The organism is Paracoccus isoporae, assembly GCF_900101865.1.
In the GTDB taxonomy this organism is placed as follows: domain Bacteria; phylum Pseudomonadota; class Alphaproteobacteria; order Rhodobacterales; family Rhodobacteraceae; genus Paracoccus; species Paracoccus isoporae.
Window position 1 is genome coordinate 216,235 of sequence record NZ_FNAH01000005.1, and the last position, 15,521, is coordinate 231,755.

Here is a 15,521-nt window from a genome sequence, read left to right on the forward strand (position 1 = left end):
ACGGACGGTTGGCCGAGTGGTCGAAGGCGCACGCCTGGAAAGTGTGTAGGCGGGGAACCGTCTCGAGGGTTCGAATCCCTCACCGTCCGCCATATATTCCTGTAAAGGTCCGGCACGCGCGTTGGTCGTGGGTATCAGGATCGCGGATTTGAGCCATGGGACGGAAAAGCCCAGCCCGCGTCGGTCTAGAGATTGCCTGGAGACCGGCACCGCGCATGCCAGGTGGCTCTCATTGCACGGCATCGTCGATTGCTTCTGCCGGAACGGGCGGGGAACGGTGCAATCCGCTCCAAATATTTCAACCGGTTCAGACTGGATCTTTGTGATTGGCCTGGCCCGGACCGGCCCGCCGCCGGGCAGGCTGCGTGAGCTGTCAGTTTGCCAGGCGCGACCCCTCGGGTCGGGGCTGGATCTGCAGGGCGCCGACGGCGTGGAGCGCGGCTTCGAGCCGGCTGCGGGCGCCGAGTTTCTTCAGCAGCGAGCGAACATGGACGCGCACGGTGCTGTCGCTGATATTCATCGCCGCGGCGATGGACTTGTCGCATTCGCCGCTGGACAGGTGGTGCAGCACCGTCCGCTCGCGCTCGCTCAGGCTGTCGATCCCGGCGAACCTGTCGGAGGGCTGTGCGCCGTAGCGCAGCATGCGCTTGGCGTGACGGCTGGGCAGGATGCACATGCCGCGCGTGATCGCGAGGGCGAACCTGACGATGGCATCCGGGCTGACCGGCGGGTGCAGCAGGGCGCCGGGACGGCGGCCGGCGGTGGCGACGGATCAGACGCAGGCATCGAAGCGGCCGATGCGCCGCCCGTGGCCGCGTCCGCCGCGCAGATGCAGCAAGCGGCCACGATGGCCAATGTGAGCACCGGCGGGTTCGGGGTTCCATTCGTGCAGGGTCCGTCGGGCATGTCGGTGGCCAGCCCCGCCTCTGGCGCGCAGGCGCGGATGGCGGCCCCGGCACCGGCCCAGCAGGCCGCCACGGCCCCGCAGCAGGGCAACGCGACGCAAAGCAACTCCGACGACACGACCGAAGAAGCGGGCGCTGCGGCCCCGAGCCCGGCCCCCACGACCGGGACGGGCGGGGCAGCGAGCACGCCGCAGGGTGGATCGGGCACTGTCACCACCGGCACCAACACCGGCACCAGTACCGGGCCGACGACGAGCCAGCCCGGCCTTCCCGCGACCGGCTCTGACACCGAGGACGACATCACGGGCGCGGCGCCTGCCTCGCCCACTCAGCCAACCACATCGGGCGGCCTGACGGCCACCCAGCCGACCGGCACGGGCAGCATGACTGCCGGCACGACGGCACCCACCCAGACAACTCAGCCCGGCGGCAGCACCGTCGCCGGTCCCGGCAGCACGTCGAGCGCTATCGACGACGACATCTCCACATCTTCACCGGCAACCCCGGCGGCGCCCATCGCCGCCCTTCCGGCAATTAACGAGGACATCATGGCATTCCCGATCGTTTTCCAGGACCCGCAATTTTCGCTCATCGGTACTGACAGCACGCTGCGCAATCCGGCCAACCCCGAACCGACGGCCGATGGCAGCGCCGATTTCGACGCCGATGGGCTTCGGGTCGGGTTCTCCGGCGAGGGCTATCTGGATCTGGGCGGTCCCGCGGGCGACAAGTTCAGCGTGGTGATCCCGGCGTCCGAGATCAATGGCGCAGGCACCTATTCGCTGGTCGTCAAATTCGCCAATGGCTCCACCGGGCCGCGGCCGCTTGCCGTCCATAACGGGGCCAATCTGGTCACGACGATTGCCGACACAAACACCGGCAGCTTCTCGGTCTGGGACACGCAGAGCTTCGATGTCGAACTGACCGAGACCAACGCCGATGGCGACTATGTTCTGACCTTCCAGCAGACCGAAGGGCAGGGGCCGAATATCGACGGTGTCGCCCTGGTCGAGCAGGGCGGCAGCTACAGCTTCCTGAACCCGGTCTTCTCCGGGCCGCAGGCGCTTCAGATTGCCGAAGGCCAGACCGATATCGACCTGGTCACCGCGACCGATGCGGATGGTCAGGACATCAGCTATGCGATCACCGGCGGCGCGGATGCGGCGCTGTTCGACATTGATCCCGCGACCGGCGCGCTCAGCTTCGTGTCCGCCCCCGTCTATTCCGGCGCGCCGGGCGAAGACAGCTATGATGTCGAGATCACCGCCACGGACGAGGCCGGGGCCAGCAGCGTTCAGGCCTACACGGTCAGCGTCTCCGAGGCGGTTGAACCGATCTATCTGCAAGCCGAGTCGGGAACCATCTCGCGCCCCGACGGGGCCACGCCGGTCAGCAAGTTCATGACCCAGACCAACGATCTCGACGAGGGGCCGAGCGCGGTGGACGCGTTCGGCCTGCGCCCGAATTACAGCGGCGAGGGCTATCTCGATTTCGGCTCCACCGGCGAGATGGTCAGCTACAATGTCGAGGCGGGCTCGGCCGGCACCTACCAGCTTCATATCCGCTACGCCTCGCTGAACACGCGCTCGGCGCAGGTGATGATCGACGGGGCGGTCGTGGCGACGCTGTCCTTCCCCGACACCTCGGCCGGGGCGGGCAGCGATCCGTTCAACAACTGGAAGGTGCTGACCACCGAGATCACGCTCGCGCAGGGCCAGAACGAGCTGGCGCTTTACCTGAACGCCGGCAACGGGCCGAATATCGATGTGATGGCCATCACCGCGGTCGGGGACACGCCCGATTTCGCGCCGCGCTTCACCGTGCCGGGCGAGTTCGCGATGGATGAGAACACCACCGCCGCGGGCAGCGTGGCGGCGTCCGACGTCGTGTCGGACACCACCACCGGAGCAACCCCCGGCCCGGTCAGCTATGCCATCACCGGCGGCGCGGATGCGGCGGCGCTGACCATCGACGCGGCCAGCGGTGCGCTGAGCCTGGCGGAAGCGGCCGATTTCGAGACCCAGAACAGCTATGCGGTCGAGGTCACCGCGACGGATGAGGGCGGCAACAACACCGTGCAGGCCGTGACCGTCACCGTGAACGACATCGACGAAGCCCCGTCCGCCCCGGTCTATACCGGCCCGGCCAGCATCTCCGATGACATTGCGGGCGGCGCCGTGGTCGGCAGCCTCGCGGCGGTTGACCCGGAAGGTGCGGCGGTCAGCTTCACGCTGAGCGATGCGCGCTTCGAGATCGCAGGCAGCGACATCGTGGTGGCCGACGGCGCGACCTTCGCGGCGGGCGAGACGATCGACCTGACCGTGACCGCATCCGACGGCACGCTGACCTCCTCCAACAGCTTTGCACTGGCGGTCAGCGGGACCGCCCCGACCAACCAGGCGCCGAGCCTGCCGGTCTATGACGGCGTCAGCCAGATCCCCGACGATGTGCAGCCGGGGCAGGTGCTGGGCACGGTCAGCTCGACCGACCCCGAAGGCGCGACCGTGATTTTCAGCCTCGACGATGATCGCCTGGAAATCGTGAATGGCGAGCTGATCGTAGCCCAGGGCGCGACCTTCGATGCCGGCGAGTCGCTGGATCTGACCATCACCGCCTCGGACGGCACGCTCACCTCCTCGGCGCCGCTGTCGCTGTCGGTGACGGCAGGCACGGTGGTTCCGCCGACCGGCGCGGTGCTGGACGTGACCTTCGACGATGCCGAACTGGTCAGCTATTCCGGCACCCAGGATGGCGGCAATGACTATGCCATCACCAATTCCGGCACCACGCTGGAGCTGAACGACAACCACTGGAAGCGGGCCTATCTGGGCACCGACTACATCATCACCGAAAACACCAAGATCGCGGTTGATCTGTCGATCGGCGCGAACACGCCCGAACTGGTCGCGATCGGGTTTGACCAGAACGACAACGGGCTGGATGCGGACGGCAATATCTACCTGCTCGACGGCACCGATGCGCTGTCGCGCTTCAACAACCTCAAGGGCACCGGCACGGTGAACCCGGATGGCTCCGTCCGCTATGTGATCGATCTTGGCGCCCATGCCGGCAAGAGCATCGACTCGCTGGTCTTCATCGCCGATGACGACAGCGCGGCGCGCGGCGGTCTCGGCTCTGCCAGCTTCGCCAATGTCCAGTTGATCGAGGATGTCGCGGTTCAGACCAACGAGGCCCCGATCATCATCGGCGGCGGCATCACCGATCTGGACATCTCCGAAGGTGCGCCGCTGGAGATCGATCTGCCCTTCGTCGATCCCGAAGGTGCGGCGCTCAGCTACAGCTTCACCGTGACCGATGCGTCCGGTGCCGATGTCACCGACCAGTTCGCAGATGTCAGCTTCAGCGGCAATGTGATGGTCGGCACGCTGCCGAACCTGCCGGGCAGCTTCACCGTCGCCGTCACGGCGGATGACGGCTCTGCGACCAATGCGACCGTCACCGACAGCTTCGTGCTGAACCTGCAGGACGTGAACGACGCCCCCGTGGTGGAGCAGGTGGCGCTCGAGCCCTATTTCGGCGCGGCGAACCAGCAGATCGAGCCGATCGATATCTCGCTGTTTGCCGAGTATTTCACCGATCCCGAAGGCCAGGCGCTGACGCTCAGCGTCGATCCCGCCTCGCTGCCCGCCGGGCTCAGCTATGATCCGGCGACCCAGCTCATCACCGGCGCCCCGACCGAAGGCGGCAGCTTCTCCGTCGTGGTCGTTGCGACCGATCCCGGCGGTCTGACCGCCACCCTGCCTCTGAGCTTCGAGATCGACGCCCCGCAGGTGGGCGACAGCTTCACCATCGAGGCCGAGAACTTCACCGGGCTTGCCGATGCGGACGGGTTCTATGCCGCGGCCGCCGCAAGCGCGTCGGGCAACCAGCTCATCAAGACCAATGCCAACCAGACCGGCAACGTGACCACCGATCTGGGCGCGGGCGGCGTGCCGGCCGGGTATTACACCGTCTCCGTCACGCTCTATGACGAGACCGACGGCGCGGCCAGCTTCTCGATCGATGTCGGCGGCGTCGCGGTGGCCGAGAATGCCAGCTTCGACGATGCCGGCGAATGGCTGAACGGCGACGGCACGACCGGGCGCGGCACCGCAGGCCAGGCGGGCAACCGCAAGGCGATCAGCTTCGACACCGTGGTCTATGTCGAGGCCGGCACGCTGCTGACCCTGTCCGGCGCTGCCGATGACGAGCATTTGCGCGTCGACAGCATCACCCTGACCCGCGCCGAAGCGCCGGTGAACCTGGCCCCCGAGGCGCCGATTCTGGACAATGCGACGGTTGCGGAAAACGACGTGGCCGGCGCGATCGGCACGCTGAGCGCCGTCGACCTGGACGGCGACACCGTGACCTTCGCGACCGACGATGCGCGCTTCACCATCGACGGCGATCAGCTTCGCCTGGCCGATGGCGTGTCGCTGGATCACGAGGCTGCGGACACCGTCTCCGTCACCGTGACGGCGACGGACAGCGCCGGGAACGAAACCGCCGCGACCCTCGACATCGCGGTGGAGGACGTGAACGAGGCGCCGGAGCTTGCAGCCGGGGCCGCGATTTCCGACGTGACGCTGGATGAAGGCGTCGGCGGCACGGTCGATCTGGCCGCCGCACTGGCGGCCGTCGATCCCGATGGCGACACGGTCAGCTATGTCGCCCAACTCGCAGATGGCCAGCCGCTTCCGGCCGGTATCACGCTGAATGGCGGCGTGCTGGAGATCGATCCGGCCGTCGCGCAAGGTGCCTATCAGATCGAGGCCTTCGCCTCGGATGGCACGCTGGACTCGAATTCCGTCCAGTTCGGCGTCTTTGTCGGCCAGCCCGCCCCGTTCCAGCCCATCGTGCTGCAGGCCGAGGATGCGGAGGTCACGCTGTCGGCGAACCCGGATGGCGACGCCACCGAGACCGAGATCCGCGACGACGACAACCCGGAAACAGGCAGCTTCCAGGGGCTGCGCCCCGGCTTCAACGGCACCGGCTATGTCGATTACGGTGACGATCCCGGCGACACGCTGACCTTCACCATCGACGTGCCCGAAGATGGCGAATACCTGGTCAATATCCGCTACGCCTCGCAGGATTTCGCGGGAGCGGAACGCGCGCTCGACATCTCGGTGAACGGCGCTGCGGCCGCCAACACGGTGTTCCCGAACACCGGCACGACCGGCGGCGGCGCGACCGAGGGCTTCAACAACTGGGACATCCTGACCCTGCCGGTCTCCCTGACCGCCGGGTCGAACACCCTGGCCTTCACCATCCCCGCAGGTGCGGCTTCCGGTCCCAATATCGACCAGATCGAGATCACGACGGAGGCGGGTTCCGACAATTCCGCCGATGAGGACGGCATCCCGCTGTTCCTCAGCGGCCCGGACAGCGAGCTGAACGAGACCCAGGCGGCCTCGATCAACTTCAACCTGGCCGGGATCGACCAGGACATCGTGAAGACGGAGATCAGCTTCGACGGCGGCGCGACCCGCGTCGAGGTGCTGCCGGACGCCGATGGCGACTTCACCGCCGATGGCTCGGCGCTGGCGCCGGGCGGATATACCGTCACCACCTATGTGACGGACGAGGCCAGCAACGAGGCCTCGGCCACGATGACCATCACGGTCGCCACCCCGGTGGTCGATGACTTCACCATCCAGGCCGAGGATGCGACGCAGGTGACGGTCGATGACACCGGCCTGCCGAGCGACGGCGACTTCACCCGCGTCGTCGATGCGGCCAATCCCGATGCGTTCGGCAATTTCCGTGCCGGTGCGGTGGGCGAGGCCTATGTCGATTTCGGCACCAACCCCGGCGATGCGCTCGTCGTAAATGTCGATGCGCCGGCCGCGGGCAGCTACGTCGTCACCATCCGCTATGCCAATGGCGGGGCGGATAACCGTCCGCTGGATGTTTCGGTGAATGGCGGTGCCGCGCAATCGGTTGATTTCGTCCCCGGTGCCGTGGTCAACGGCACGGCCTGGGAAAGCTGGGAGACCCAGACCGTCGAGGTCGAGCTGGTCCAGGGCAGCAACGAGATCCGTCTGGAACTGCCCGCCGGTGCCGCGAACGGCCCGAATATCGACGAGTTCACCTTTGCCTATGACGACGGCGCGGTGGTCGTGCCGCCCTTCTCGGTAACCGTCGAGGGCGAGACCTTCGACGTCAACGATCTGGAGCCGACCGGCGGCGTGACCGATACGGTCTATCGCAACGCGGACAACCCCGAGCCGGGGGCGAATGCGGGCAATAGCGGTCCGGGTCTGGAATTCGATGCTGCCGGCCTGCGTCCCGGCTATGAGGGCGCCGGTTATCTGGACATGGGCGGCGAGGCCGGCGACAGCGCCAGCTTCAGCGTCGATGCGCCGGACGCCGATACCTACCAACTCACCGTGCGTTACGCGAATGGCGGCACCGCCGCCCGGCCGATGACGCTGAGCGTGAATGGTGTCGTCCAGACCATCGACTTCCCGGCGAGCAGTGCGACGACGGGTGCCGAAGCCTGGTCCGACTGGATGGAGGTGACGGTTGACGTGCCGCTGCAGGCGGGCGCCAACGAGATCTCGCTGGCCAATGTCGGGGCCACCGGTCCGAATATCGACAATGTGACCGTCAGCCGGGGCAACCCGACCGGTCCGGTCCGCGACACGATCGCTTTCGAGGAGGTCATCAAGATCAACTTCGAGCCGCCGGCCGCGCAGACCCAGCAGGGGCTGCCCGCAGGCTACACCACCCCGGCGGGATACGAGGCCGATACCGGGGCCGCCTATGGCGATCGCGGCAACGGCTTCACCTATGGTTGGGTGACCGAGGACAGCGTGGCCGACGGCACCGCCAACGGCACCACCCCTGCAGACCAGCCCGCCAATGCGCATTGGTACAAGGACATGGTTCCCGGTGCCTCGGATGAGCAGAAGACCTACGCCCATTTCGAATATCCCGGCGCCGGAGCCAACGGCTCGCGGGCCTGGGAGATGGCGCTGGAAAACGGCACCTACCAGGTCACCATGTCCATCGGTGACACGGCCGGGGCCTTCGACAGCACCTATTCGATCAATGTCGAGGGTCAGAGCCTGATGCCCGACTGGGTGCCGGCCAACCCGATTGACGGCTCCACCGATGACGGCGAGGGCTTCCGCTCCACGCTGGTCACCGGGATCGTGCAGGTGACCGACGGCAAGCTGACCATCGACTCCATCGGCGGGACCAATACGGAAATCCAGTCGCTGGAGATCGAGCGGATCCAGGATCTGACGCCGAACGATGACCGCACGGCGGATTTGGATTACTCCTACTTCGTCGATCCGGTGGCCGACAATCTCGACGGCCAGACCTCGATCGCGATCGGGCCGGATGGTGAATTGCCGACCGGGATCGACCCGACCTCGCAACTGGTGATCGGGGTGAACCTGCAAGCGCCGGGCAACCGGGGTCCGAACGTCAACTATGTGGACAACGTCAAGCTGGTCGAGACGCTGACCGGCGAAGAAGTCGCCATCAACGTGCAGATCTCGGGAGGGGCCGACTCCATGACGATCCGGCCGCTGGCCGATCTGAAGGAGAACACCAGCTACACGCTGAAAGTGCAGGACGTGATGGATCTGGGCAGCGTCGATGACGCGACCGCGCCGCTGCGCCAGATGCAGGATCTGACCACCACCTTCGTGACCGGCGAGATGCCGGCCCTGGTGGCGCGCGATGTGGCCTTCTCGACCACGACGCAGCTTGACGGGTTTGCCGATGGTGCCTTCGGCTATACCGGGATCGAGTTCGGCCCGGACGGCAAGCTCTACGTGGCCACCATCACCGGCGAGATCCATCGCTGGGATGTGAATGCGGACGGCTCCATCGACAAGGACTCGCAGGACACCCTGTCGCTGGACTATCTGGATGCAGGCGCGCTCGGCCGGCGCGGTATTGTCGGCATGGTGTTCGATCCGAACGATCCCAACACGATCTGGATCAGCGACAACGCCCCGATCCCGCGCGAATCCAAGGCCTTCACCACGCCGGAATTCTCGGGCCGGGTCAGCAAGATCACCCTGGGTCCGAATGGCGAGTTCGACACGGCCACGGCGGAAACCTTCGCCTTCGGTCTGCCGCGTTCTGGCGGCGACCACCTGACCAACAGCCTCGAATTCCGCGCCAACCCGGAATTCGGGGAGCCGGGAGAGCCGGAATATCTGCTCTACCTGTCGCAGGGCTCCAACTCGGCGGCCGGCAGCCCGGACAACGCCTGGGGCAACCGTCCCGAGCGTCTGCTGAACGCCGCCATCCTGGAGATCGACATCACCAAGACGGCACCGGCGGGCGGGCATGATCTGCGCACCGAACCGATCGAATTGACCGACGCTCCCACCACCTCCTTCCCGGAGAGCGATTTCAACGCCGACGGCACCTATCCGGGGATGTACAACCCTTATGATGCCGACGCCGTGGTCAAGATCTATGCGACCGGCATCCGCAACGCCTATGACCTGGTCTGGCACTCGAACGGCAATCTCTACGTGCCGACGAACGGGACTGCATCGGGCGGCAAGACGCCGCAGGATCCCAACCAGCCTGGCCTGGACACGACGGTCGAGAATTCGCCCAAGCAGCTCGACTTCCTGTTCACCGTCGATGAGGGCGGCTATTACGGCCACCCGGTGACGCTGCGCGGCGAATACGTGCTGAATGGCGGCAACCCGACGGCGGGCGAAGACCCGTTCGAGGTCGATGCGAATGATGACACCAACGGAGCCACGGATGGGTATCAGGTCGGCGTGCAGCCCGATCCGAACTGGGATCTGGACGGCGTCTACAGCCTGGGCTTCAACCGCTCGCCCAATGGTGCGACGGAGTACAAGGGCGATGCGTTCGGCTCGAACCTGCAGGGGGCGGTGATCTTCGCGCAGTTCTCTGTCGGCGACAACGTGCGCTACATCAATGTCGACGCGGACGGTAAGATCATCGGCGACGACGTGCTGCGCCGCCCCGACGGTTCGGTGATCGACAACTATATCGACCCGCTCGACATCATCGAGAACCCGGTGACCGGCCAGCTTTACCTGATGACGCTGAACCGCGGCACCGGTGCCAGCCAGCTGATCCTGCTGACCCCGGCACCGGGAGGCGCCACCCAGGATCTCACGGCGGATGAAGACGGCGATCTCGCGATTGTCGCGCTCGATGTCAGCGACACGGCCGCGGCGGTGTTCCAGGTCAACGGGCTGGATGACGACATCACCGCGGTCCGGGTCTCCTTCGACGGGGGGCCGGAAACGACGGTCACGCTGGACAGCAACAACCAGTTCACCATCGATCTGGGCACGCTGTCGGGTGACGTGGTGGCAACCATCGAGGTCACCGACGACGATCTGAACACCGCCACCGCCAGCGTCTCCTTCGAGCCCGGCGAGGAACCGAGCCAGCTCGTCTCGCTGGTCACGATCCAGGCCGAGGACAAGACGCCGCTCGACGGAACCAGCGTCGCCGTCCCGACCTCGCCCAATGCGGGGATCGAGATCCGCGACGAGACCAACCTGGAGCCGGGGACGACCGGGATGGTGAACGGTCTTCGGCCCGGCGCGTTCGGGATCGACGGTAACACCGACAACCTCGATGGCACGCCGGGCGGCTATGCCGATTTCGGATCGACGAACGAGGACTTCCTGTCCTTCACCTTCGACGTTCCGGCCCAGAATGCCGGCGATGCGGTGCTGCAGTTCCGCTATGCCAATGGCGGCACGGAAGATCGTCCGCTTCAGGTCGAGCTGAACGGCAACATCGTCACGGTGGAGGCCTTCGCGCCGTCGCCGGGGGCAACGACGGACGAGCGGTGGTCGAGCTGGCAGACCGTGGATGTTCCGGCAACGCTGGTTGCGGGGCAGAACACCGTCACGCTGCGGTCGATCAACAATACCGGCCCGAATATCGACCAGCTTGAGGTACTGGTTTCGACCGACAGCTCCGGCCCGGTCGGGGACGGCACCGAGGAGGTCAACGGCGTCACCTACGTGATGTACGAGGCCGAGAATGCCGATCTCGACGGCCCGGTGATCCTGACCGAGGACCGCACGCAATCCGGCAGCTTCGTCGATTTCGACGGCAATACCGATCAGTCCATCACCTGGACGGTCAATGTTGCGGAGGCCGGAGAATACGGTCTGGACATCATCTATGCGCTGTCCTCCTCCAAGCAGGCGCGTCCGATGGAACTGACGATCAACGGCACGGTGGTGGACACGCTGCCCTTCACGCCGAACTCCAACGCGGCGGAGACCCAGTGGGGCCCGCAGCAGACCACCGTCTCGCTGCTGGCCGGCACCAACACCATCACCGTGACGGCGCCCGGCGCTAACGGTCCGAACATCGACTATCTGCGCGTCTCGCAGGCACCTCTGGTCGAGTTCGAGCCGGTTCCCGCCGATATCGACGGCTCCGGCCGGATCGAGCTGGAAGCCACGGACGGCTCGGCCAACACGGTCAGCGGCAGCGAGGCGGTGTTCTACTTCACCGTCGCCGCGGACGGGGTCTATCAGCTCGACACCGCCAGCAATGCCGGTGCGCCGAACGGGCAGGGGCTGACCTGGCTGCTGAATGGCGAAGAGATCGAAGCCACGCCGTTCCCGGGTTCGGGCGGGGTCGAGGAATCGATCTTCACCACGCTGGAGGCCGGCACCACCTATGAGCTGCGCATCGTCTCGGATGCGCCCGGTGCAAGCGCGCTCGATTATCTCGACGTCACGGCGGCCGGCGGCAACGCCAATGCCGATATCGAGGTGGTCAGCAGTGATCCGACCTATTTCGACAACCGCCTGCACTTCTCCTATATCGAGAACCCGGTGCAGAACGGTGAGACCCGCGACTACAAGGACAGCGGTGTCGTGCGGATCAGCAACAGCGGCAGCGAGGATCTGACGATCAACGATGCCAGCCTGACGGGTCCGTTCACCATCACCGCGCCGGCAACGCTGGACGGTCTGACGCTGGCGGCCGGTGAGTTCGTCGATGTCACCATCAACTTCGACCGCGCGGCCTATACCCCGCCCAGCTTCAATGTCGATGCGACATCCACGATCTTCGAGGGCCGCCTGCGGCTGAACACCAATGACGCGGAAGATCCGTTCATCGATGTGGATCTGGCGGGCTTCTGGCAGAACGTGCCCGAAGGAAAGCAGGAGCCGAATGTCAACGAGGTCTGGCAGGTCTTCGGCTTCGGCAACCGGATCGAGGGTCTGACCACGATCGGCGGCGGCGAGAACAGCACGCTCAGCACCAATGACGTGTTCGCCAAGACCGACGAGACCGAGGTTCTGTCGCCCTACTGGAAACTGGCGGACGGCGTCACCCAGGCGAAGGTCACGCAGATCGCGGCATTCCACGGTCCGGGCGGCGCGACGCTGAGCATCCACAACCCCGGCAACAAGGGCCAGCAGGTCAACTTCTGGAACCATGACGGGACGGACAACCAGCGTCTTCTGCCCAATGCCGGCGGCGCGGCCAGCTTTGCCACCGAAGATTTCGGCAACAGCAATATTCCGGGCTTCTGGCAGGGCAACGGCGTGTTCGGGATCTCGGTCGCGGGCCTGTCCACCGATCCGACGCTGAACCCGATCGGCGGGGTCACGGTGCCCGGCGAACAGCAGGGCCACACGGTCAAGATGTTCCAGGCGCTCGACGCGGCCGGCAATGTGATCCCGAATGTCTATCTGGGGGTCATGGACTACACCGGCATCAACTACGATTATAACGACAACATGTTCGTGATCGAAGGTGTCGAGCCGGTCGGCTTCGGGCAGAGCATCGAGGTCTCGGGTCTGGACGATGCCGCGGCGGATGACCGCCTGGTCTTCACCAATATCGACAACCCGGCGGCCGCAGCGCAGGAGTTCCGCAACGAGGCGACCTTCACCATCAGCAATGACGGTTTCGCGGCGCTGAACATCGAGGAGATCGTCACCAGCGATCCGGCGAACTTCCAGATCGTCGGAACGGTGCCGACCAGCATCGCGGCGGGCAGCAGTGCCACGGTCACGGTGCAGTATGTCGGCACTCACCCGGGCGGTACTGCCGGGGCGGTGGTGCAGAATGCCACGCTGACGGTGACATCGGATGATGTGACCAACCCGCAGACGGTGATCCAGCTTGCCGGTATCGCGCAGGAGTTCTCCGAGAACGGCTCGGAACCGACGGTGGCGCAGATCGTCGAGGCCTTCGGCTATGGCACCGACATGGCGCAGGGCGAACTGGCCGGCGGCGGCATTGTCGAGACCATCGGCGACGAGGTGCTGATGCCCTACATGGAGAAGCTCGACGCATCGCAGAATGTCGAGGTGATCCAGCTTGCGGCCTTCCTGAACTACAACAACGTCGCGCGGCTCGGGGTGCATTCGCTGCAATCCTCGGACACGGACGAGTTGTTTGCCCAGGACGACCAGCAGGCGCAGACCATCCTGCCGGATGGGCTGGTGCCGGGCACGGGCGACACGGGCAGCGTGGCCAGGGCCACCATCACCGGCAATGATCCGTTCGGATTGTTCGTCTCGGTCGATGGGCGTCCGACCTATGCCTCCTGGACCGACCCGGAAGCGAACCGGATCGACCCCGATTTCGGCAATCTGGTGGGCGACGATCAGGGCCACCTGATCCGGTTCTTCCAGGCGCTCGATGCGGACGGCAATGTGATCGAAGGGACGTATATCGCGATCCAGGATTATCCGGGCGCGGGGAACTACGACTACAACGACCACATGTTCGTCATCAAGAACGTCAAGCCGCATCAGCTGACTGCTGCGGAAGACGCGGATGGGGACGGCGTGAACGATGCGCTGCAGACCGATCAGGACGGGGATGGCACGGTGGCCTTCTTCGATCCGAATGACGGACCGGTCACCCCGCCCAATCCGGGCAACAAGGGCGACTATCTGTTCGGGGTCAATTTCGGTGGCGGTGCCATCGCGCTTGATCCGGTGCTCAACGTGGCCCTGGTCGGCCAGAATGACGGGCGCGTCACCCTGTCCGGTGCGGTCAATCCGGGTGCCGGGACCGATAACCCCAACAACCCCAACGGGGCCGGGGCGACGGCCGGGTCCGCCTTCAAGACCTATGAGGACGGCACCAACTGGAACGCCGCGATCGAGGTGCCGAACGGAACCTATATCGTGACGCTCTGGACGCAGGAGACCTATTTCAACGGGCCCGGCCTGCGTCAGTTCGATGCGACGGTGAACGGCCAGCAGGTCATCACCGATCTGGACCCCTTCGCCGAAGCGGGCCCGGATACCCCGATCGCCTATGAGGTCGAGGTCACGGTCACCAACGGCCAGATCGATATCGGCATGATCGCCGATATCAACAACGCGCCGCTGAATGCCGTCACCATCCACGAGACCGATGATGGCACCGGGCCGGTCAATCCGCCCACCGGCGGCGGCTATGTGCTGGGGGTCAATTTCGGTGGCGGTGCCATCGCGCTTGACCCGGTCATCGGCGAGGCGCTTGTCGGCCAGAACGACCCGCGCGTCACCATCTCGGGTTCGGTCAACCCGGCACAGGGCTCGGACTACGCGACCGACCCGAACGGGGCGAATGCCACGCCGGGTTCCGCCTTCAAGACCTATGAGGACGGATCGAACTGGACCGCCTCGATCGACATCCCGAACGGGACCTATGTGGTCACGCTCTGGACGCAGGAGACCTATTGGAACAGCGCCGGGCAGCGTCAGTTCGACGCCACCGTCAACGGCCAGCAGGTGATCAGCAACCTCGATCCGTTTGCCGAGGCCGGTCCCGATACTCCGCTGTCTTTCGAGACGGTGGTGACGGTGACCAACGGTCAGATCGACATCGGCATGGTCGCGGATATCGACAATGCGGCGCTGAACGCGGTGACGATCCACGAATACAGCTCGCAGGTGGCCGAGCCGGGTCAGACACCGTTCAACGGGCTGGCATTCCAGGTCGGGGATGACGCGATCAGCATCGATGCCTCGGATTACGATCTGGGCGGGCAGGGCGTCGCCTATAACGACGCGCCGGGCCTGCAGGGCGGCACCACCAATGGCCGTCCGGGCAGCAGCGTCGAGCAGACCGCGGCCGGCGATATCGGCTGGGTCCAGAACGGCGAGTGGCTGGAATACACGATCAATGTGGCCGAAGACGGGCTGTATGACGTGAGCTTCCTGTCCGCGCTCGGCAACGGCACGACCAACCGCGCGATCGAGGCCAGCTTCCGCAAGGGCGGGCAGGTCTATGAGAGCACGGGCAGCGTGGATGTGGACCCGACCGCTGGCTGGCTTGATTTCCAGCAGACCGACACGGTGCAGGTCCAGCTCGAGGCCGGTCTGCAGGTGATGCGCGTGGCCTTCTCGGGCGGCTCGCAGGACCTGTCGGCGATCAACCTGCAGCCTTCGGATGCGATGCAGATGGCGGCCTTCGCGGCGCCGATGTCGGCTCCGCTGGCGCGCAGCGCCTCGCCCGCGGCCATGGCGGCCTTCTGGGAGGAAGAGGGCTCCGCCCCGGCTCCGACCCAGAGCGGCCTGGACGATCTGGATCTGAACGATGACAACGCGGCAACGCAGCTTGGCACCTTGTTCGGCAATGATCTGATCGTCTGATGGCGACACCAACGGC

At 65.7% G+C, this 15,521-nt stretch carries 2 protein-coding genes and 1 tRNA gene; 2 read left to right on the forward strand and 1 reads right to left on the reverse strand.

The features are described from left to right. Window positions 1-2: 2 nt before the first annotated feature. Window positions 3-92 (forward strand) — tRNA-Ser (locus tag BLT73_RS10255). 281 nt (window positions 93-373) lie between these two features. Here the strand turns inward: BLT73_RS10255 and BLT73_RS17025 are convergent. After that, complete coding sequence (locus BLT73_RS17025) at window positions 374-643, reverse strand: LuxR C-terminal-related transcriptional regulator (RefSeq protein WP_176805032.1); 270 nt, start codon at window positions 641-643, stop codon at window positions 374-376. 9 nt (window positions 644-652) lie between these two features. Here BLT73_RS17025 and BLT73_RS10260 point away from each other — a divergent pair, with 9 nt between their 5' ends. After that, window positions 653-15,505 (forward strand): carbohydrate-binding protein, encoded by a 14,853-nt coding sequence (locus tag BLT73_RS10260; protein ID WP_176805033.1) that lies wholly within the window; start codon window positions 653-655, stop codon window positions 15,503-15,505. The last annotated feature ends 16 nt before the right edge of the window (window positions 15,506-15,521 follow it).